The sequence below is a fragment of the Parasphingorhabdus sp. SCSIO 66989 genome, from assembly GCF_032852305.1.
GTDB lineage: Bacteria > Pseudomonadota > Alphaproteobacteria > Sphingomonadales > Sphingomonadaceae > Alterisphingorhabdus > Alterisphingorhabdus coralli.
Map to the genome: position 1 here is coordinate 1,430,787 of NZ_CP136594.1, position 21,463 is coordinate 1,452,249.

A 21,463-nucleotide genomic window follows, 5' to 3' on the forward strand; every position below is an offset into this window, starting at 1 on the left:
TGATCAGCCCGCCTCGGCCTCATCATCGGCGCTGTCGTCGCTTTCATTACCAGCAGAAGCGGCGGCCTTATTGGCCTGAAACGCGGCGAATTTGGTTGCGGCGCGCTCTTCTATGGTGCCGCCCCATCCTGCTTCGAGCGCGGCGATGTCATTAAGGGCGCGGTCACGGTCAAACAGGAAGGTCAGCACATCACGCGCCACCGGATAGGCGGCGCCCGATCCGCCGCCATGTTCAATCACCACCGAGCAGGCATAGCGCGGATTGTCATAGGGCGCGAAACAGACGAACAGGCCATGGTCACGGAAACGCCAGGGCACATTGCGGCCATCGCCGCGCGACAGGCTAACCACTTGCGCAGTGCCGGTCTTGCCCGCAACCTCGACATTCTCGACCGGCAGGCGCGCGCGGCGGGCGGTGCCGGCACCATGGACCACATGCAGCATGCCCTTGCGAATGGTCTCCAGATGCTCCGGGCTGATCTGCATTGCCGGATGTTTGGTCTTGCGCGTCTTGACCAGCAGATTGGGCTCCAGCTTCTGACCGCTCGCCATGCGCGCGGTCATCACCGCCAGTTGCAGCGGGTTGGTCAGCACATAGCCCTGGCCGATAGAGGAGTTGGCGGTGTCCGCGCCGGTCCACCGCCGATCATATTTGCGCTCGAGCCACACCGGGTCAGGCACGGTGCCATAAAACTGGTTCTGCACCGGCAGGTCATATTCCTCGCCCAGACCATGCCGTCGCATCATCGCAGCCACCGGGTCCATGCCAATGCGCTGCGCCATCTTGTAGAAATAGGTGTCACAGCTCTGGGCGATGGCCTTGTCCATATTCACCGTGCCATGGTTGCTGTGGCAGCGGAAAAAGCGGTTGCCGACACGGGTGCCGCCGCCGCAGGTCACCGTTTCTTCCGGGTCGATCCCGGCTTCGAGAAAGGCGAGGCAATTCATCGGCTTGATGGTGGAGCCCGGCGGGTAAAGACCAACCAGCGACTTGTTGCGCAGCGGCACATGGTCGTCCTCGCGCAGCATGGCATATTCGTCGAAGCCAATGCCGTCGGAAAAGCTGTTGGGGTCAAAGCTGGGCATCGAGGCGAGGCACAATATGTCGCCATTTTTGCAGTCCATGACGATGACCGAGCCCGATTCTTCGCCGAGGCGGCGCGCGGCATAGCGTTGCAGCTCGGCATCGATGGTCAGCTTGACCGGATCGCCGGGAACATCATCGCGCTTTTCCAGATCGCGCACCACGCGCCCGCGCGCGGTGACTTCCACCCGACGCGCACCCGGCTCACCGCGCAGTTCCTGCTCAAACTTCTTTTCCAGTCCGTCCTTGCCGATCTTGAAGCCCGGCGTGATCAGCAGCGGATTGGGTTCGGCATCATATTCCTCGGCATTGGCAACGCCGACATAGCCGACCAGATGGCCAACTGCTGCACCAGCGGGATATTGCCTGCTAAAGCCCTGTATAGGCGCGACGCCGGGCAGATCGGGCAGGCGGACGCTGACTGCAGCATAATCCTCCCAGCGCAGGCCGGAGGCGACCTGTACCGGCTGAAACCCGCGTGATTGATCGAGATCGCGACGGATGCGCTCTATTTCATCATCGGGCAGGTTGAGCAGCAGCGCCAGCTCATCGAGCGTCTGTTCCGGGTTCACCAGGCGGTCCGGGATGATATCGACACGAAAATCGGCGCGGTTGCTGGCAATCGGTTTGCCATTGCGGTCAATGATCCAGCCCCGGCGCGGCGGCACCAGCGTCAGATTGACGCGGTTGCTTTCCGAGAGCATCTCATAGCGCTCATTTTCAGCGACAGCGATATAGGTCATGCGCCCGGCGAGCAGCAGCCCGACGCCTGCCTGCGCGCCGCCGATCAACAGTGAGCGACGGTTAAAGGTGATGTTTTGAGATGCTGCAGAGATGATCTTCTTTTTGCCCTTGCCCAATATGCTCATGGCCGCAGTCTCCGCGCATCAATCCAGGCGGTAAAGCGCAAGATGAGGGGAAAGAGAACCATGGACAGCGCTATCTGTGGCAAAAGAGCTAAAGGTACGATCGAAGCATCATGGGCAATATTTATAGCATATCCCGCAACAATCGCGAACAGGATGAATAGGCTGGCCACCACCCATTCCTGTCGAAAGCCGCGAAACGCAAAGCGTTGATCCGCCAGATCGAGCAAAATCAGTGTCACCGACCAGATGAGCATAGCAGAACCCAATGGCTGACCGCTGAACAGATCATCCACCAGGCCCAGCGGCGCGCCGACCCAGATCGGCCAGAATTGCGGCCGCAAAAGCCGCCATGCCAGCAGCACCATAAAGCCCAAAGGTGGCAACAAGGGCATGGTGGCGATGATCGGCAGCAACAGCGGCAGGGCGCTGGCAATAACCACCGAGACTATGGGATAGAGCCGCAGCTTCAGCCCCGATTTTTGTTGATTGATACGCGGTTGATAACGGCGCGCCATTATTCGGCTCCATCGCCGCTATCGGCCTCTTCACCGCTTTCCGCTGCTTGATCGCCTGCATTTGGCCGACTGCCTTCTCCTCCCGACTCTTGGGAAACAAGGTCGGGCTGATAGACTTTTTGCACCATGACAAAATCGGTAGCGGCGGGATCGCTCAGCAAGGTCGCCAATGCACCATCGCTGGTGATCTCGCGGATGACCGCCACCGGGATATTGGGGCGATATAGCCCGCCACTGCCCGATGTGACCATGATATCGCCTTCCTTGAACGGATTGACGCCGACATTGATCAGCCGGATGGCCACATCACCATTGCCCAGCCCTTCGGTAAAGGCGACCACGCCATCGCTTGCGCGCTTGACTGGAATGACATTACGCGGGTCAGTGAGCAGCAGCACGCGCGCGGTGTTGGGCGTGGTTTCAACCACACGTCCGATCAGGCCCTTTGGCGCGCGGACCGGTTGGCCACGCTCCACCCCTTGGCGCGAGCCCGCACCCATGGTGGCAAAACGTCGGGTGCTGGATGCCGAGGAGCTGATCAGCCGGGCAATGGTTACCGGGTCGGCCTCGGTCTGGCGCAGCTCCAGCAATCGCCGCAATCGCTGGTTCTCTTGTTTCAGCGCGCGGGCTTCCACCAATTGAGTACGGCTGTCATCGAGCTCGCGCTGCAATTCGGCGTTTTTGGAACCGGCGTCGAAATAGGCTGCGATCTCCTGCCAGCCATTTTGTGCACCGGAGCGGGCGCGGGCCAGTGTGCCGGACACTGGTGCCGCCGCTTCAGAAGCGGCACCGCGCAAAACCGAGAATCCGGCGGGATCAATCCAGGACAGAGCAAGCAGGAACAGCCCGACAAAGCCGCCCAGTATGGCGAGCACATAGCCGGTAAAGGCACGGTAATGGGCCTTGCGACTGAAGCCGAGACGCCGTTTGTCTGGCGTCGCCATCCTGCTTTCCTTTCTAAACGAATGCGTCGGCGATTATGCCGTCTGCAAAATCGTCCGATAGACCGGTTCTTCCATGGCGCGGCCGGTGCCGATGGCAACACAGCTTAGCGGGTCTTCGGCGACGGTGACGGGCAGGCCGGTCTCATCGCGCATATGGGCGTCCAGCCCTTCAACCATGGCGCCGCCGCCTGTAAGCACAATGCCCTGATCGACAATGTCAGCCGCGAGTTCCGGCGCGGTGTTTTCCAGAGCGATGCGGACGCCTTCGACGATGGTGCTGATTGGTTCGGCCATCGCCTCGGCAATCTGCGCCTGATTGATCGAGATTTCCTTGGGCACGCCGTTCACAAGGTCACGGCCCTTGATCTGTATCGTCTGGCCGACGCCGTCCGCGGGCGGGCGGGCGACACCAAAGTCTTTCTTGATGCGCTCTGCCGTGGTTTCCCCGATCAGCAGATTATGGTGACGGCGGACATAGGAGACCAGAGCCTCGTCCATCTTGTCGCCGCCGGTGCGCACCGAAGTGGTATAGGCGAGACCGCGCAGCGACAGCACCGCAACCTCGGTTGTGCCACCACCAATATCAACCACCATCGAGCCAATAGGCTCGGTCACCGGCATACCTGCGCCGATCGCTGCGGCCATCGGCTCGACGATCAGATACACCTGGCTGGCACCGGCATTGGAGGCGGCATCACGAATGGCGCGGCGCTCGACCGATGTTGCGCCAGAGGGCACACAGATGGTGATCTCGGGCGGGTTGAACATGCTCTTCTTGCCGTTCACCTTGGTGATGAAATATTTGATCATCTGCTCGGCGACTTCGATATCAGCAATCACGCCATCACGCAGCGGGCGGATAGCCTCGATACTGTCGGGCGTTTTACCCATCATCATCTTGGCATCATCGCCAACCGCCTTGACCTTTTTAACGCCGTTAATGGTCTCGATCGCGACAACCGATGGCTCATTCAGCACCACGCCCTGACCCTCGACATAGACGAGCGTATTGGCGGTACCGAGATCAATGGCGATGTTTTGCGAACCAAATTTGAACAGGCTGGAAAAAAGCGACATGAGTAAAGATGTTCCGTTAGCTAGATTCGGATAAGAGAAAACACACGGCCAAAGCGCATGGCTTGCCGATGGTTGAAATGCCCATAGACGGATTACAATATAATGCCAAAGAAAACTGGTGGATGAAAGGCTTTTTGACCCTCGTCACTGGCGCTTCACCGTCTTAAATAGGCTGTCATGCCCATTCGCAAACTTCCTGATGCCCTGATCAATCGTATCGCCGCTGGTGAGGTGGTCGAGCGTCCGGCGAGCGCGCTTAAGGAAATTATCGAAAATGCGATTGATGCAGGCGCGCAGAATATAGCGATTCGCTTGTCGGGCGGCGGGCTGGAGAGCTTTGCCGTGCGTGATGATGGTTGCGGTATGGAGCGTGACGAGATGGTGCTGGCACTGGAACGACATGCCACCTCAAAGCTTCCCGATGACGCGATTGAGCAGGTAGCCACGCTGGGCTTTCGCGGTGAAGCGCTGCCCTCCATTGCCAGTGTCGCCCGAATGCAGCTCACCAGCCGGACAACAGAGGGTGATGGCTGGTCGATGACCTTGGACCATGGCCAGAAGATTGCCGATGGGCCGGCTGCAACGATGAAGGGCACCGAGATTATCGTGTCGGATATGTTCGCCAAGGTCCCGGCACGGCGCAAATTCCTGCGCACGCCGCGCAGCGAATATGCTGCGTGCACCGATGTGGTGAAGCGGCTGGCGATGGCGCGGCCCGATATCGGCTTCCGGTTGGAGCATGATGGCCGCACCGCGATCAATGTGCAGCCAGGACAGGACAAGCTGGCGCGGGTCGCGGCGCTGACCGCGCGCGGACTGGCGGAAAACAGCATTGCCATCCATCTCGAGCGCGAAGGCGTCACGCTGAGCGGTGTCGCAGGTCTGCCGACGTTTAACCGGGGTGTCGCCGATCATCAGTTCCTGTTCGTCAATGATCGTCCGGTAAAGGACCGGATGCTCACCGGCGCGGTGCGCGCGGCCTATGCCGAGATGTTGGCGCGTGACCGCCATCCAGTGGTGGCGCTCTATCTCAGCGTTCCGGCGAGCGAGGTGGATGTGAATGTCCACCCGGCCAAGACTGAGGTGCGCTTTCGCAATGCGGCGATGATCCGTGGGATGATTGTTTCCGGCTTGCGGCGGGCATTGGATGAAAATGGCTTCCGCGCGGTGCAACGGCCATCGGAAAGTGCGCTGGAGCGGTGGCAGGCGGAGCCGGTCAAGGGCGATCCGTCCTTCTTCTCCCCCGCCCCTTTAGGGAAGGGGGCCGGGGGGTGGGGGCGTCTCGCAGGCGCGGCGCTGATGGATAACCCCCACCCCAACCCCTCCCCTGAGCCGGAGGCCACCGGAGGTGAACGGGAGGGGCTAAGCTTGCGCGAAACTCCCGACAGTTATGTCTACGCCGAACCACTAGGCCGCGCCGAGCCTGCCATCGAATCCGTTCCCGATCCCGTGCAGCATCCGCTCGGCGTAGCGCGTGGGCAGGTGGACAAGACCTATATTGTCGCCGAGGCCGAGGACGGACTGGTGATTGTCGATCAGCACGCAGCGCATGAGCGGCTGGTGCTGGAGCGGATGCGCGCGGCGAAACAGGGGGGGACCATCCCGTCACAAGGGTTGCTGGTGCCGGAGATCGTCGAACTGGAAGAAACCGCCTGCGACCGGCTCGAAGCGCGTCTTGAAGACATGGCGGCGCTGGGGCTGGAGGCTGAGCGTTTTGGTCCCACCGCTATGGCGGTGCGCTCCGTCCCGGCGATGCTCAAGAAAGTCGATATTGCTAAGCTTATGCAGGATCTGGCGGATGAGCTGGCGGGTCTAGGCGATATGCTCAGCCTTAATGAACGCATCGAGCATGTCGCCGCAACCATGGCCTGTCACGGCTCGGTGCGCGCAGGGCGGGTGCTTAATGTTGCGGAAATGAATGCGCTCTTGCGCGAGATGGAGCAGACCCCACATTCAGGCCAGTGCAATCATGGCCGACCAACATGGGTCAAGCTGGCGCATGAGGACATAGAAAAACTGTTCGGGAGAAAGTGAATATGCGGAAATCTGTTATCGCTCTGGCGCTGTGTGGCACAATATTGGCCAGTGGCTGCGCACGGCAGGAGCCGATCACCGAGGAAGAACTGCAACGCACTCCCGAAACACCGGTTGTCGCCGATGACACTGCTGTTGTTGAGGAAACAGAGGTCGCCTCTGAAACAGAAGAGACCGGTGCCGAAGCTGGCCCGGCGCTGCAAGCCATGGCCTTTACGGAAGCCGAAGGCGTGGTTGAATCGGGTCTGGGCTGTGCCTTTATCAGCGCCGATGATGAAGCTTTGTTCTTTGTCGATGACACCGCCAATGCCGCGGTCAAGCTGAATGATACTGTGGTCGCACTCAAGACCGAGGGCGAGGCCAATTACGAAGCGGTAGAGCAGGGCGGCACCTATGCCACCGAAGCGCTCAGCATCACCATTGATCGTGCCGAGGGCGAGGGTGAAACATCAGCGCTGGAAACCATCGAATGGTCAGCAACGCTGAACGTGACTCAGGATGAAGGCGGCAGCCGCAGCTATGAAGGCGGCCGCTATAGCTGCGGGGCTTAAGCTTCTGGTTCAACCTGTTGGTAGCACGTCATTGCGAGCGTAGCGAAGCAATCCATGGCAACACGCACCTGCTCTGGAATGCCGCGTCGCTTCGCTCCTCGCAATGACGAAATCAAAAGAACTGAGCAGCCCCTATTCGCTATCCCCAATCGGTGCATCCGGGTCGCGTACCGAAATCAGACCGATGGATTTCATCCGCATCACCGGCTCGTCATTCTGATTAAATACCGTCAGTTCGCCCTGCATGCTGCCCATTTCCGGGCGGCTGCGCGAGCGGCGCTTGGATAAGGTGGTGCTTTCACAGCGCAGCGTATCGCCGGGATAGACCGGTTTTAGCCAGCGTATCTCGTCAACCCCTGGGGACCCGAGCCCCGCCTGCCGATTGACCTTCATATTCTCCACCATCATCCGCATCGCCATCGAGCAAGTGTGCCAGCCACTGGCGGAAACCCGGCCGAAATGCGTTTTTGCCGCCGCATCATCGTCGAGATGAAAGGGCTGAGGATCATATTTCCCGGCAAATTCGAGGACTTCCTCGCGCGTGACCTCATAATGGCCAAAGCTATGTTTCGCGCCAACTTCTATGTCCTCAAAATAGAGCATGCGTGTCCCTCTCGATCCTAGACGTTAAACTTGAACAGCATCACATCGCCGTCCTGCACCACATAGTCCTTGCCTTCCTGGCGCAGTTTTCCGGCCTCGCGGGCGCCGCTTTCACCGCTGAGCGCGATATAGTCGTCAAAGGCGATGGTTTCGGCGCGGATAAAGCCGCGTTCGAAATCGGTGTGGATTTTGCCTGCTGCCTGCGGGGCTTTGGCGTCGCGTTCGACGGTCCAGGCGCGGGCCTCATTGGGGCCGGCGGTGAAGAAGGTCTGCAGGTTGAGCAGGTCATATCCGGCGCGGATGACCCGCGCGAGGCCGGTTTCATTAAGGCCCATTTCCTCGAGGAACATCTGCTTTTCGTCGGGCTCCATGCCAACCAGTTCGGATTCGATTGCGGCTGAGACGACGACGGCTTCGGCGCCTTCGGCCTTGGCCTTTTCAAACACTTTGGCGCTGTAATCATTGCCGTTGGCGGCGCTTTCTTCCTCGACATTACAGACATAGAGCACCGGCTTGGAGGTCAGCAGCTGCGCTTGTGCCAGATGCCGGGCTTCCTCATCATCGCCCGGTTCGGTCAGCCGTGCGGGTTTGCCTTCGCGCAGCAGGTCGAGCGCCTTGCCCAGTACCGATGCGGCGATCTTGGCTTCCTTGTCCTGCCCAGTGGCGCGCTTCTGCAGATTGGGGACGCGCTTTTCGAGGCTCTCCAGATCGGCCAGCAGCAGCTCGGTTTCCACCACTTCGGCATCGGCGAGCGGATCGACATGATTGGAGACATGCTGGATATCGTCATCCTCAAAGCAGCGCAGCACATGGACAATGGCGTCCACCTCGCGGATATTGCCGAGAAACTGATTGCCCAGACCTTCGCCCTTGCTCGCGCCTTTGACCAGCCCGGCAATATCAACAAAGGTCAGCTGCGTCGCGATTACCTTGGCGCTTTCAGCGATAGTGGCGATCCTGTCGAGGCGGTCATCGGGCACCGCGACCACGCCTTCATTCGGCTCAATGGTGCAGAAAGGATAGTTGGCTGCCTGCGCCGCCTGTGTCTCGGTCAGTGCATTGAACAGCGTCGACTTGCCGACATTGGGCAGGCCGACAATACCGCATTTGAAACCCATAATAACTCCTGATGGCAATCCTCTCTGCCATGAGAGAGGAGGGCTATGGAGCGCGCTCTAGACGCTGTTGGGGGAAGTTTCAATCACTGGCGCGCAGCATGTAATTGGCAACCGCCGCTGCCGAACCATCGCCGGTCATCGCGGCGCTGACGATGCGCTGGCGCTTGATGTCATAGCCGACCCAGGCATTGACCCCTGGGGCATCGCCGCCATGACCGAGCATGACCAGGCGCCCGCCGGCAATCGGTGTATCGACCAGCATAACACCGAGACCATAATAGGTGGTGATATCGGCCATCGGCACCATGGTATTGAACATCGCGTCACGCATGCTGCTGCTGACCAGCCGGTCGCTGAGCAAGGCGGCCCAGAACCGCGCCATATCACCTGCGCTGGCTGCTACCGGCCCGGCGGCGCCCGGTCCGGTGATATCCAGCACCGCTTCATCGCCATCGGTTTCCAGCGGCACGACGCGGCTGACATTTTCAGGCGTAACGACAATCGTTTCCTTAAGACCCAGCTTGTCGATCACCCGCGCCTGCAGAACATCTGCAAAGGGCTTGCCTTCGACCCGCTCAATTATGCGACCAAGCAGGGTGTAGCCAGAGTTGGAATAGCGCCAGAACTGGCCGGGACAGAACATTGCGCCGCGTTTTTTCAGGATATCGTCATGCTGTTTGGGTGTCATCTGGCGACGGCCTTTTTCGCGCCAGTCCGGGTCTTCATTGGCGCTGAACAGACCGCTGGTATGCGCCAGAAGATCACGGATAGTGATGTGATCAGCATTGGGCAGGCTGGGTTCCCAGCGAGAGAGCCGGTCGGCGAGTGACAGCTTGCCTTCGTCAACCAGCTGCAGCACGGCTACTGCAGTATAGGTCTTGGTCGCGCTGGCCCAATAGAAGAGTTGGCCTTTCTGGGCGCTGCTTTCTTCCCATAATGTCCCGCCGGGATAGGCCAGTGCGACGTTGAGATTCTTCGCCTTCGATATGTCTTTGGCTTCGGCAAAGGCCTTGGACAATGGCGCACTGTTAGCGAGCCGATTGCTGAACATCGGATCAAACTGTGCCTTTGAGCTGAATGGCAGCGAATAGGCCGGGCGACCCTGATAGACTTTGCGTTCATCACATTTGACAGGGCGGTAAAGCTGTGGAGGGTTAGCTGCGCCAAGGCGCGATTGGGTCGGCGATTGCGCCACTGCGCTGGTTGTAGGGAGCGATAGGCCAACAGCCATCAGGCCTGCCAGCAGGGTTTTTATAGTCATTTGATGCATAGGGGAATTACGCCTTGTGTACTGCCTTGATCCATGGGCCATAGGGGGTATTGCCCAGCCAATCCACCTGAGTCTTGGCGGATATTTCGTTGATTGCCAGTTGTGGTTTGTTGCCGGGATGGACGGCGCGGCGGGCGGGCCGTTCAGAAACCGGCATCTCGATAATCTCGGCCATGGCGCGGGGGATATCCATCGGGTCAGCGGTTCGGCCCGACCCATCCTCATTGCCCATGCGCGCCACCAGAGCGGGATAACCCGCCTTGCGTTCCTCAGAGACACGATCGCGCAGCGCCTTGGTATAGACATTGCGCTTCTTCCAGATATCGGTGGGGTAACCGCCGGGCTGAATCACGGTAACGCCGATATTGTGCGGCACCAGCTCATACGCCATTTGCTCGGCCATCGCCTCGACCGCGAATTTGGTCGGCGAGTAGTGGCCCGCACCCGGCACAATCACCCGGCCCAACTGCGATGATATTGCGAAGATATGCCCCGATTTCTGCGCCCGCATTCCGGGCAAGACTGCGCGTGCAAGACGGTGATAGCCATAGACATTGGTGTCAAATATCAGCTTGGTTGCTGCCATATCCTGCAGCTCAATCGGCCCGGTAATGCCAATGCCGGCATTGTTGATCAGAATATCGATCGGCCCGCCGGTCAGGCGTTCGGCTTCGGCAACGCCCTTGGTAACCGAGTCATCGGAAAGCACATCAATTTCGACGATATCCACCTTAAGCTTGCCGGCCTGCGCTTCCTCGGCGAGGCTTTCGGCCTCAGGTCGGGGCAGATTGCGCATGGTGGCGATCACATGCGCACCGAGAGATGCGAAGTGCATTGCGCTCAGCCGACCAAATCCCGAGGAACAGCCGGTAATCAATACCGACTTGCCAGCCAGAGCAGGGGGCATTCTGTCCGTCGATTGCGCGGTGGCAGCAGCCAGCCCATAGCCACCGGCAGCCAGCGCACCGACAGTAGCGGTTCCGGAAAGCAATGTTCTGCGGCTTATTGCGCTATCATCATCGGCCATACTGCTCTCCTCTATCGCTGTCAGCGACGGCTATATTGTGTTGCGCTTTTGCGCGCATCGCTCAGCCCGCGTGACGGCGGGATGCGCCAGCTATGGCTGAACCGATACACGCCGGTTATGGGGCGTTTCTCGTCATCAAGCGCGGGTTTGAACCTGGCTCTGCGCACCAGCAATTTGCACGTCTTGCTGTCGAGCAGCGCATCGCCCGAACTGCTGATGATCACGCACTCACTGACGCGGCCATCTTCCGCCACCGTCAATTCGGTTTCGACATCCGCTTCCAGCCCGTCCAGCGCGGCGTGCATTGGATAATCGGTGACGGTAATCCACAATTCCGGCGCGATAAGCGGTACCGGCTCACGCCGCTCATCCGGCACTTTGCGCGGCATAGCGCCATAGGTTGCGGCAACCAGCGGATTGCCAATGCTCTGATGGGCGGGCTCGCTCGCCTGGCCGGGGGCACTTAATAATATCGCCAGCGCGCACAACGGCATCATGCACTGTCCTGAGGACATAGTTTCTCTCCTGCAGGTCAGCTTTATTGTTTTTGAGATTAATCGGTGCTGACCCTTATCAGCAGCTTATCACTCCTGCATCCGCAAGGCCACATTGCTCATAAAGCGGGCGTCATCATCCTCAGCCAGCCAATGCGCTTCTGCGGCTATGGCGCCGAGCATATCGGTGAGGCTGTCCATCTCGGCCTTGGCATAGTTACCAAGCACATGGCCATGCACCCGAGCCTTGCTGCCGGGATGGCCAATGCCGATGCGCACGCGGCGGAAATCCGGGCCGATATGCTGGTCGGTGGAGCGCAGGCCATTATGCCCGGCGGTGCCGCCGCCGCGCTTTACCTTGATCTTGAACGGCACGAGATCCAGCTCGTCATGGAAGATGGTCACATCGTCAGGCGTCAGCTTGTAAAAACGCATCGCCTCGCCAATCGACTGGCCCGACTTGTTCATAAAAGTTGCTGGCTTGAGCAGCAGCAGCTTTTCCGAGCCACCATGTGAAAGGCTGAGCCGCCCTTCGGCGACCCAGCCTTGAAATTTCACTTTTGGCGCGGAGAAATCATGCACTTCGGCCAAAGCGTCCAGCACCATGAAGCCGACATTATGCCGGTTCAGGGCATATTCCGGCCCCGGATTGCCAAGGCCGACCCAAAGTTGCACGACCGTTAGGCGTTACTGCTGTTGCTGGCCAGAGATAGCCTGCGCTGCTTGCGCGCGGGCTTCTGTCATGCTCTGGCGCACATTCAGGTAAAAGTTGGTGCAGCGCTGCATCTCTGCATCAAGCGCGGCTTGTTCCATCGCCAACAACTGCCGGGTGGTGCCTTGCAACGCACTGCTAACCTGATTGGCATTATATTGGCTTGACCGGCCGTTATAAAATGCAGTCAGAACATTCAGCTCAATCAAGCGTCCGGCTTTTTGCTCGGCATCAACATCGGTGCGATTAAGCAGAAGGTCGCGTTGCGCGCCCATCAAGGCGAAGCAGCGAAAATCATTGGCGGCAAGTTCTGATAGACCCTGCTGCTGTTGCTGTGCGATGGCGGGCGCAGTGCCCAATGCCATCGACAATGCGATAATGATGCTGCTTAACCTTGTGGACATAATACGCTCCCTTGGAATTTAGCTTTCCTCAGAATCCGCCTCTTCACCCGAAGCTTCTTCTGCATCTGCGCCTTCACCTTCGCTCTCGGCTTCTGCTTCACTGTCCGAACGCTTGAGCGCGGACGGTGCGACAACAGTTGCCACTGTGAAGTCACGATCGGTGATTGCCGATTCGCTGCCTTCTGGCAGATTGACGGCGGAGATATGGACCGAGTCGCCGACTTCGAGGCCGGTAACATCGATTTCGATCTGGTCCGGAATACGCGCCGCATCACAGACAAGGTCGAGCTCGTGGCGAACAACATTGAGAACGCCACCGCGTTTCAGGCCAGGCGAATCTTCTTCATTGATGAAGAGAACCGGAACAGCCACTTCAACCGTGGCATCCTTGGCAAGACGCAAAAAGTCTACGTGAATCGGGCGGTCAGTAACCGGATGAAAAGCAACATCTTTTGGCAGGGTGCGGACGGCGTTGCCGCCAACTTCGACCATGACCAAAGAGTTCATGAAGTGACCGGTGCCCAGCATCTTGTTGAGCGCACGCTCTTCGAGATGGATCGGGGTCGGGTCTTCATTATTGCCATAAATAACGGCGGGAACGCGGCCTTCACGACGCAGCGCACGAGAGGCTCCCTTGCCTGCTTTTTCGCGCTGTTCGGCCGACAGGGTTAGCTGATCGCTCATATTCTGTCTCCAATTGGTGTTTGCAAAACCCCGCTATTCATCTCGCCTCCAGGGATGACCAAGATGACGGGGATGCGCGCGCTTAGGCGAAAAGCCGCAGCAATGCAAGCATTCGTCGTTCGTTGTTTCGCCATGTCACTAAACCGCAATGGCTGTGCGAGCGACCTTATTTGCCTCCGATATGGAGTTAAGGGCACCGCAGCCCGTCGCGTTGGGTTAGCGATGCGTCGCCATCTGATTGCTGACCATCAGCAATTGCCCATCAGCCGACCATGCTTCGACCCGCTGATCATATTGGCTGTTGGCAATGCTGGCGCTGTCAGCGCGGAGCAATATCGGGTCCGATCCGCAAGCCGCAATCTGCTCTGCGGTGGCGGTCACATGGTTCTGCATTTGGATGGTCGAGCCCATCAGCAGTTCATTCGCGACAAAGAATGTCCGCGGCATGGGCGCATCGACCATAGCGACCAGCCCAAGGATATCGAGAGGACGGTCGTCACTTTCGGCAATCCACAGCCAGCTTTCCGGTGACGGGTTAACACTGAATGGCTGTCCCTTGGCGAGGGCCTGGCGATATTGCCCCAGCCATAAAGGTGTCAGCGGCGGGGCAGGGACGAGTGGTTGTGAGTCTTCAATCGGCGGGGCATCAGGCTTTTCGATCTGGATGGTAAGATCGCTGTCGCGCGGCAGGCCACTGACCAGATTGACGGTGACCATCACCGCACCCTCTTGCACCATATCCACCCGCCAGAAATCGGTGCGTGCGCGCTTTGCCAAATGGCTGACGGTCAGGACGACATCGCCTTCCGCCACGCCGCCCATAAAGCTGGTCTGCATGGTCTGTAGAGTGCCGCGAAAATCGGCGTGTTGCATCACGGCATGTACCGCCAGTGCGTTGATCCAGCCACCAAAGGCCGCTTTGGGCGTGTTGCAATAATCTGTGGTAACCCGGGCGCGCCATGTTGGACTATCGCCATCGCTCATTGGCTCCAGCGCCAGAGCCTTGTCCAGCGCATAGCCGGTTTTGTCTTGGGTCATTATTGCAGCCGCTCCACGGTAAAGCCCTGTTCCGCCAGCATCGCTTGCACACTGTCTTCACCGGCAACATGCGCGGCCCCGACAGCGACAAAGGGGCGCTTATTGCTGTCGATTAGCTCGGCTATCGGCTCGGTCCAGGCCCGGTTGCGCGCCACCAGCAGGGCCTCGCGCACGGGTCCGGTGGCGAGCATGCCTGATTGAGCGGTTTCGGCCAAAGCCGCAACATCACCCGTCAGCCAATGGGCCAGCAATTCGCGATAGCTTTCCTTGGCCTCATCAGCATCGGCAATCACCGCCTCCAGCATCAGGGTCTGATGCTTTTCAGACAGATTATCAAAATAGCTGAACTGCTCTTCCGCGCTCTCCAGCGCTACGATGGGCAGGTTGCGTTCGCGCGCTTCTGCGGTCAGTATCGCCTCGACGCCATTGTCCTTGCTCACACCCAAGCCTGTTGTTGCAAGCCCAGCGAGCGACAAGGCGGTTGCCCAGCTTTCCTGCGCGGTGAAGGCATTGTCCGGTAAATCCGCCTCTTCGGCGATCTCTTCATATTCATCATGCAGCTGCGCCGAAATACGATCCGGCACCTTGGGCAGGCCAGGCGTATAGCCCATATCGCGGAAGGTGTCGGGGATGGGCTGATCTTCTTGCCGCGCATCAATCTCCAAAACCAGCGTCGCACTGTCCTGCAGCGATCCCGGAACCGCATTGTCATACCATTGCAGGCCATCGGGAAGCGCATGCACGCCGCCGAACAGATAGCCATAACGGCCATTGCGGCTGACTTTCCATAGAGCGGGCTGATGCTCTTTCGGCATCGCGGCCCATTCATCGGTGATATCCGGCTCCTGCTGGCAGGCGGAGATCAAAAGGGCAATCAGTAGGACGAACAAGGAGGCGGGGAACCTGAGCATGGTCATGCCATAAGCGCCCCGCCTCTCTCAGGCAATCGCGATTACGCGATCAATATTCGATACGGGTGGTTACAATTTCGCGTTCAGCAAGCTTCGCCTGCACGCTGGTTTCTCCAGCAAGATGACCCGCACCAACGGCTATAAACACTGTACCTGGTTGCTCCATACGGGCGTCAATCCACGCAGCCCAGTTTGCGTTTCTCTTGGTCAGCAGCGTATCGTACAAGACCTTATCGGTGAAACCTGCGTTCATCATCTCACCAAGCTGTTCGATGTCCGCGTCTCCCCAACTGGTGACCATAGAGTCGATTTGTTCGGGTATTTCATCGATGGACTGCGCGGTGACCAACAGATAGTTGATCTGGCTTTCCTTGGGCAGAGTATCAAAGAATGACAGTTGCTGTTCCGGCGTTTCTAGCTGAATGACGGTTTTTTCTGCGGCTGTTGCTTCTTCCGCCAGCACTTTTTCGGCGCCGCTATTCACATCATAACCGGCTTGCAGCAGCGGCAGCAGGCCCAGGTTAATAGCAGCAAACCACGGCTCGAACTGATCAAAAGCTGCGACCGGCAGCCCGATTGATTTCATCGCCGTGTCATAGGTTGCCTTTTGTTCTTCACTAAGCTGATCGCGCAACGGATTGCCAGGATCGACTGCCTTGGTCATCACCAAAGTCTGCATAGAGGCCGGATCGGGCTCGATGATTTCCAATACCAATTCATCCGATGCATTAAAGGCGTCCTTCACCGCTTCATCAAACCAGCTTAGGCCCGGTTTAAGAATATGGATGGTGCCAAAGAGATAAATAGTGGTGTCTTCGTCCTTCACGACCCACAGGGCGGGATCGACATCCACAGTTTCCGCCATTGCTTCGGGCGCTGCGGCTTCTTCCTGCGCCTGCGCCGGGACAGCGGCGGTTATCGCCAGCGAAAGGGCCATGAGAGAGGCGGCGATAAGGGAGTTCTTCATTACAATCCTTCAGTCATGATACTTTTCGCAAATTGCACTCGTGTTTGATTTGTCTATTGAAGTTTAGAGATTAGCGTATCCGCTCGGTTTTCAAGCCGCGCTTATCCAGCATCACCTGAACTGAATCTGGACCGGCCAAATGCCCCGCGCCGACCGCTACCAAAACCGTGCCCGGCTTATCCATGCGATCGTCCAGCCATTCGGCCCAGGCGCGGTTTCTGTCAGCGAGCAGGACATTGTAAAAGGCATCGCCCAGTTCCTCGCGGGTAAGGCCTGCCTCCATCGCGCTGGTATCGCCTTTGGCCCAGCCATGATCATCGGCATAATAAGCTGCCGGATCGCGTATCTGTTCAGCCTCGCCAAATAACGGGCCGCGCCCGCTCCATTTGCTGAGCGCGGTGTTCAGTTCGGCGATCATCTCGGTTTCGTCGAGCGAGTTCATCGCCGCCATCACCGCCTCGCCATCCTCTATCGCGCTGATCGGCTTGCCCGCCCGTTTGAACAAGCGGGTCAGCACCGTCTCGACGCCATATTCGTTGACCGAACCGAAATCCTCGGCGGTCTCGTAAAAGGTGAAAAAGGTCAGCAGCCATACCGGCATATGCTCGACCACCGGGACCGGCAGGCCGATCTGCCCCGCCAGCTTGGCCAGCTTTGGCCGGTTGTCCTTGTCGAGCTTCGCGCTCAATACACCGCGCTCGGCAGTGGCCTCAAACATGCTGGTGAACAGATCGACGTTGAGCATCTCTTGTTCTTGTTCCTCGGTGGTTTCCAGCACCAGGGAATCGGCCTCGGCGATGACCGCATCCACCGCATCGGAACGCCATTTGAAATCGCGGTGCAGCACATGCACCGTGCCGAACAGATAGATGGTGGTGTCCTCATCAGCCATTCGCCAGATCGCCGGATTGGGCTCATAATCCTGCCGCAGAGCCGCAATAATGCGCGCGCGCTCAATCGGCGCTGTCAGCTTGGGATAGGGCTTGTTCTTCTCGCTTTTGGCTGCCTGGCCCTTGGGTGCGGACCTCTGGGCATAGTCAGTGCTTTGCGCGCTATCGGCTTGCGCAAGCGGCACCAGCAACAGCGCCGACATGGCGACAAGGCCTGTCATTGCTGAACGTAGCTGATGCACCCTAAACATGCGGTTGCGACCTTTACCTTTCGCGTTCAAACAGCGCGGATAGTTTAGAAAACAGCGCTTTGGGGCCTAAGGTCAAGCAATTTTCTTAAAAAACCGGGTGCAACCCGGCTCTGGCCGTCTTGACCCTGTGCCGCGCATCCGCCAAAGCCCCATAGCTTTTTTGATATTACCGCAAGTCAGTTGAAGGACATAAAGTGGCCGATCCTACGCCGCTCAGTTTTCAGGAAATCATCCTCACCCTCCACGCCTATTGGGCCAAGCAGGGCTGTGTCATCCTGCAGCCCTATGATATGGAGATGGGCGCAGGGACGTTCCACCCGGCAACGACTTTGCGCGCGCTGGGGCCGGAGCCCTGGAATGCCGCTTTTGTGCAACCCTGTCGCCGCCCGACCGATGGCCGCTATGGCGAGAACCCCAACCGGTTGCAGCATTATTATCAATATCAGGTGATATTGAAGCCGTCGCCTTCGGACATCCAGCAGCTTTATCTCGATAGCCTCACCGCCATCGGTATTGATCCGCTGCTGCACGATATCCGCTTTGTCGAGGATGACTGGGAAAGTCCGACACTCGGTGCGTGGGGGCTGGGCTGGGAGGTCTGGTGCGACGGCATGGAGGTGACGCAATTCACCTATTTCCAGCAAATGGGCGGCTATGATTGCAAGCCGGTTGCAGGCGAGCTGACTTACGGCCTGGAGCGGCTGGCGATGTATATTCAGGGCGTCGACAGCGTTTATGACCTGACCTTCAACGACGCCACCGCCGAGCATAAACCGACCAGCTATGGCGATGTCTTCCTCGAAAACGAACGCCAGATGAGCACCTGGAATTTTGAGGTGGCGGAGACCGAGGCGCTGTTTGACCTGTTCAAGAAAGCCACCGCTGAATGCGAGAATTGTCTGGAGAAACAACTGCCACTTCCGGCTTATGAGCAAGCGATCAAGGCCAGCCACATCTTCAACCTGTTGCAGGCGCGTGGGGTGATTTCGGTCGCTGAACGCCAAGCCTATATGGGCCGCGTCCGCGATCTCGCCCGCGGTTCGTGCGAGGCGCATATGGCCAAGGAGAAGGACCGCTGGGCCGAGCAATATCCGGGGTGGTCGGTGTGATGATACTCAGCGCAGCCTCTAAAAATTGTGTCACCCCCGCGCAAGCCGGGGTCCAGAGCGGAAAAGCACGGTCTTTGCGTGTTGCTCTGGATTCCCGCCTTCGCGGGAATGACAAGGTAAGAGAGCAAAACACGTGACCGATTTCCTCCTCGAACTGCTCTCCGAAGAAATCCCGGCGCGGATGCAGGCCAAGGCGCGGGCGGATCTTGAGCGGCTGTTCACCGCGCAACTCGCCGAGGCCGGGCTTAAGTCCGAGAGCATCACCACCTATTCGACACCGCGACGGCTGGCATTGATAGCGCATGGCCTGCCTGATCAAACCCAAGCGGTGCATGATGAGGTGAAGGGCCCACCCGAAGGTGCGCCGGATCAGGCGGTGGATGGTTTTTGCCGCAAGAACGGCGTTTCCCGCGATCAGTTGGAAGTACGCGAGGTAAAGGGGCGTGCGACCTATTTCGCCGTCATCAACACCCCGGGCCGTGCCACCAGCGATGTGCTGGCCGAGGCGATCCCGGCGATCATCCACGCTTTCCCATGGCCGAAATCGATGCGCTGGGGCAAGGCCAGCATCAGCACCGAAAGCCTGCGCTGGGTGCGGCCATTGCAGGGCATTATCGCACTGTTCGGCAGCGATGTGGTCGCGTGTGAAGTCGATGGCATCAAGGCAGACCGTGTGACCGTCGGCCACCGCTTCCATTATGGCGCGTCCCCGGCAAGCCTTGTCGAGGGTTTGGCCGATATGATCCCGCTGGAGCGCATCGCGGCGAGCAGTTCGACGCATAGCGATATCCCGCTGATCACCATCAACAGCGCCGATGATTATGCCGAAAGCCTGCGCGGCGGGCATGTGATTGTCGATCATGAAGAGCGGCAGAATATCATCCGCGACGGCGCGGCCAAAGCGGCGGCGGATGCCGGTCTGGTGCTGGTCGAGGATGAGGGGCTGGTGATCGAGAATGCCGGCCTCACCGAATGGCCGGTGCCGCTGCTCGGGCGCTATGATGAGGCGTTCCTCGATGTGCCCGAAGAGGTGATCCAGCTGACGGCGCGGGTGAACCAGAAATATTTTATCTGCCGCTATACTCCCCGGAACGGGGCGGGGGACCATGCGCAGCATGGTGGAGGGGCACAGGCCGCAAACACAGCGCCTGAAAACAATCCTTCCCCTAACCCCTCCCGCAAGCGGGAGGGCAAGCTGGCCCCGGCCTTTGTCTGCACCGCCAATATCGACGCCAGCGATGGCGGCAAGGCGGTGGTCGCGGGCAATGAAAAGGTGCTTGCGGCGCGGCTCGCCGATGCGAAATTCTTCTGGGAACTCGACCAGAAAACGCCGCTGGCGGTTCATGCCGAGAAGCTGAAAGATATCGTCTTCCACGAAAAGCTGGGCACCGTCGCCGACAAGGTGGAACGCGTCGCCAAGCTGGCGCGCTGGTTGTGTGAGGAGGGTATCGTATCTTCACCCCTCCCCTTCAGGGGAGGGGCCGGGGGTGGGGGCGTTCCACAAGCGCAGCGCCCAGAAGACAGCCCCCACCCCAACCCCTCCCCTGAAGGGGAGGGGCTAAGTAGCGCGCAACTCGCCACCCTCGCCGAACAGGCGGCCAGGCTGTGCAAGGCCGATCTGGTTACCGAGATGGTCGGCGAATTCCCGGAATTACAGGGCCTTATGGGCGGTTATTATGCCGAGAAGGAAGGTCTCGACCCGCAAGTCGCCGCCGCCATCCGCGATCATTACAAGCCGGTCGGGCAGGGTGATGACGTGCCGACTGCACCGGTGACGGTGGCGGTGAGTTTGGCGGATAAGTTGGATACGCTTGTTACGTTCTTCGCCATTGATGAGAAGCCAACAGGATCAAAGGATCCGTTCGCGCTTCGACGAGCATCGCTAGGGGTATTGCGACTGCTGGAATCAGGCGGACTTAGAATTTCTTTGTCTCCTCTAATTGAACGAGTCTTTGGCGGCCTTTGCGAATGGCCAGACAACTATCGTGAGCTATCATATACAACCTTTGATGTTGACGATGGAAGCGTCACTAACTTCTCATCGAAATCAATTACTCTTGAACAGCTCCCGGAGCATAAGTCTGTTATATTAGAGTTGCGCTATGGGGCGGAGGAGACCGGACGCAGGGCTATGGAAGGACTATCCACTAGCCAGCGCGCAAAAATTTTACCTTTGATAACCGTGCAAAGCGAAACCGTGGAGTTCCTCGCCGATCGCCTCAAAGTCCAGCAACGCGAGGCCGGTGTTCGTCATGATCTGATCGACGCCGTGTTTGCGCTTGGCCAAGAAACTAATGAACGCGAGGATGATCTGGTCCGCCTGCTCGCTCGGGTGAAGGCATTGCAGGGCTTTGTCGAAACCGAAGACGGGGCCAATTTGCTCGCTGGCTATAAGCGCGCGGCGAATATTTTGAAGAAAGAAACCCCCAATGATGTCACCCCCGCGAAGGCGGGGGTCCAGGGCGACAAAGAACCAGTGGCGCAAGATGCTCTGGATTCCCGCCTTCGCGGGAATGACAGTGATATGGGTTTGGATGCTCTGTCCTACACCCCCGAACCCGCCGAAGCCGCGCTTATCTCCGCACTCACCGAAGCCAAGCCCGCTGCGGCTAAGGCCGTCGAAGAAGAACGCTTTGAAGACGCCATGACCGCACTGGCATCGCTCCGCGCGCCGATCGACGCATTTTTCGATACCGTTACCGTCAATGACGAGAATGCGGATAAACGCGCTGCACGGCTGGCTTTGCTGGCGGATATTCGCAATACCATTCACACTGTTGCCGATTTCTCGAAGATTGAAGGATAAAAGTGGCCAGTTATCCCATCGTCATTGCGAGCATAGCGAAGCAATCCAGAGCATCTTGCGCGGCTCTGGATTGCTTCGTCGCTTCGCTCCTCGCAATGACGGGGT

The 21,463-nt window shown here is 58.8% G+C and carries 20 protein-coding genes; 4 read left to right on the forward strand and 16 right to left on the reverse strand.

The genetic code is table 11. The features are described 5' to 3' along the window. Positions 1 to 3: 3 nt before the first annotated feature. From mrdA to RB602_RS06790, 4 genes are read right to left on the reverse strand one after another with little or no spacing between them, the layout of a single operon-like run. Positions 4 to 1,953, reverse strand: coding sequence for a penicillin-binding protein 2 (mrdA, locus tag RB602_RS06775; protein ID WP_317084092.1), 1,950 nt, complete (start codon positions 1,951 to 1,953; stop codon positions 4 to 6). Continuing rightward, complete coding sequence (mreD, locus tag RB602_RS06780; protein WP_317084093.1) at positions 1,950 to 2,468, reverse strand: rod shape-determining protein MreD; 519 nt, start codon at positions 2,466 to 2,468, stop codon at positions 1,950 to 1,952. Before mreD ends, mrdA begins: the two co-directional genes overlap by 4 nt. After that, positions 2,468 to 3,412 carry a rod shape-determining protein MreC gene (gene mreC, locus RB602_RS06785; protein ID WP_317084095.1) on the reverse strand — a complete coding sequence of 315 codons (945 nt, stop codon included), beginning with the start codon at positions 3,410 to 3,412 and terminating at the stop codon, positions 2,468 to 2,470. Before mreC ends, mreD begins: the two co-directional genes overlap by 1 nt. Positions 3,413 to 3,445: 33 nt before the next feature. Beyond that, the gene (locus RB602_RS06790; protein ID WP_317084097.1) at positions 3,446 to 4,489 is read right to left on the reverse strand and encodes a rod shape-determining protein; all 1,044 of its coding nucleotides are present in this window, start codon (positions 4,487 to 4,489) and stop codon (positions 3,446 to 3,448) included. Between the two features lie 177 nt (positions 4,490 to 4,666). Here RB602_RS06790 and mutL point away from each other — a divergent pair, with 177 nt between their 5' ends. Beyond that, positions 4,667 to 6,523: a DNA mismatch repair endonuclease MutL gene (gene mutL / locus RB602_RS06795; RefSeq protein ID WP_317084099.1), complete on the forward strand. Its 1,857-nt coding sequence runs from the start codon at positions 4,667 to 4,669 to the stop codon at positions 6,521 to 6,523. Positions 6,524 to 6,525: 2 nt separating this feature from the next. Then, positions 6,526 to 7,074: a hypothetical protein gene (locus tag RB602_RS06800; protein WP_317084100.1), complete on the forward strand. Its 549-nt coding sequence runs from the start codon at positions 6,526 to 6,528 to the stop codon at positions 7,072 to 7,074. Positions 7,075 to 7,206: 132 nt separating this feature from the next. Here RB602_RS06800 and RB602_RS06805 read toward each other — a convergent pair whose 3' ends face one another. The 12 genes from RB602_RS06805 to RB602_RS06860 all read right to left on the reverse strand — a co-directional run bounded on the left by RB602_RS06805 (position 7,207) and on the right by RB602_RS06860 (position 17,443). Then, entirely contained in the window at positions 7,207 to 7,677 is a 471-nt protein-coding gene (locus RB602_RS06805) for a MaoC family dehydratase (protein ID WP_317084101.1), read from the reverse strand. A gap of 17 nt (positions 7,678 to 7,694) precedes the next feature. Continuing rightward, a complete protein-coding gene (gene ychF, locus RB602_RS06810; protein WP_317084102.1) occupies positions 7,695 to 8,795 on the reverse strand; it encodes a redox-regulated ATPase YchF in 1,101 nt (366 codons plus the stop codon). Positions 8,796 to 8,874: 79 nt separating this feature from the next. Next, on the reverse strand, positions 8,875 to 10,056 hold the full coding sequence (locus RB602_RS06815) for a serine hydrolase domain-containing protein (RefSeq protein WP_317084103.1): 1,182 nt from the start codon (positions 10,054 to 10,056) through the stop codon (positions 8,875 to 8,877). A gap of 16 nt (positions 10,057 to 10,072) precedes the next feature. Further along, positions 10,073 to 11,092, reverse strand: a complete 1,020-nt coding sequence (locus RB602_RS06820) for an SDR family oxidoreductase (RefSeq protein ID WP_317084104.1) — start codon at positions 11,090 to 11,092, stop codon at positions 10,073 to 10,075. A gap of 20 nt (positions 11,093 to 11,112) precedes the next feature. Next, positions 11,113 to 11,607, reverse strand: a complete 495-nt coding sequence (locus RB602_RS06825) for an energy transducer TonB (RefSeq protein WP_317084106.1) — start codon at positions 11,605 to 11,607, stop codon at positions 11,113 to 11,115. Positions 11,608 to 11,676: 69 nt separating this feature from the next. Then, positions 11,677 to 12,261, reverse strand: a complete 585-nt coding sequence (pth, locus tag RB602_RS06830; RefSeq protein ID WP_317084107.1) for an aminoacyl-tRNA hydrolase — start codon at positions 12,259 to 12,261, stop codon at positions 11,677 to 11,679. A 12-nt stretch (positions 12,262 to 12,273) separates the two neighbouring features. Then, on the reverse strand, positions 12,274 to 12,702 hold the full coding sequence (locus tag RB602_RS06835) for a hypothetical protein (RefSeq protein WP_317084108.1): 429 nt from the start codon (positions 12,700 to 12,702) through the stop codon (positions 12,274 to 12,276). Positions 12,703 to 12,720: 18 nt separating this feature from the next. Next, complete coding sequence (locus tag RB602_RS06840; RefSeq protein WP_317084110.1) at positions 12,721 to 13,386, reverse strand: 50S ribosomal protein L25/general stress protein Ctc; 666 nt, start codon at positions 13,384 to 13,386, stop codon at positions 12,721 to 12,723. A 216-nt stretch (positions 13,387 to 13,602) separates the two neighbouring features. Further along, positions 13,603 to 14,424: a thioesterase family protein gene (locus tag RB602_RS06845; protein ID WP_317084111.1), complete on the reverse strand. Its 822-nt coding sequence runs from the start codon at positions 14,422 to 14,424 to the stop codon at positions 13,603 to 13,605. After that, positions 14,424 to 15,341, reverse strand: a complete 918-nt coding sequence (locus RB602_RS06850; RefSeq protein ID WP_317084112.1) for a TraB/GumN family protein — start codon at positions 15,339 to 15,341, stop codon at positions 14,424 to 14,426. The genes RB602_RS06845 and RB602_RS06850 overlap by 1 nt, the downstream gene beginning before the upstream one ends. Positions 15,342 to 15,384: 43 nt before the next feature. Then, positions 15,385 to 16,302, reverse strand: a complete 918-nt coding sequence (locus RB602_RS06855; protein WP_317084114.1) for a TraB/GumN family protein — start codon at positions 16,300 to 16,302, stop codon at positions 15,385 to 15,387. Between the two features lie 70 nt (positions 16,303 to 16,372). After that, positions 16,373 to 17,443: a TraB/GumN family protein gene (locus RB602_RS06860; protein ID WP_317084116.1), complete on the reverse strand. Its 1,071-nt coding sequence runs from the start codon at positions 17,441 to 17,443 to the stop codon at positions 16,373 to 16,375. Between the two features lie 194 nt (positions 17,444 to 17,637). Between RB602_RS06860 and RB602_RS06865 the strand changes: the two genes are divergently transcribed. Beyond that, positions 17,638 to 18,552, forward strand: coding sequence for a glycine--tRNA ligase subunit alpha (locus RB602_RS06865; protein ID WP_317084118.1), 915 nt, complete (start codon positions 17,638 to 17,640; stop codon positions 18,550 to 18,552). 133 nt (positions 18,553 to 18,685) lie between these two features. Then, entirely contained in the window at positions 18,686 to 21,358 is a 2,673-nt protein-coding gene (locus tag RB602_RS06870; RefSeq protein WP_317084119.1) for a glycine--tRNA ligase subunit beta, read from the forward strand. Positions 21,359 to 21,463: the final 105 nt, after the last annotated feature.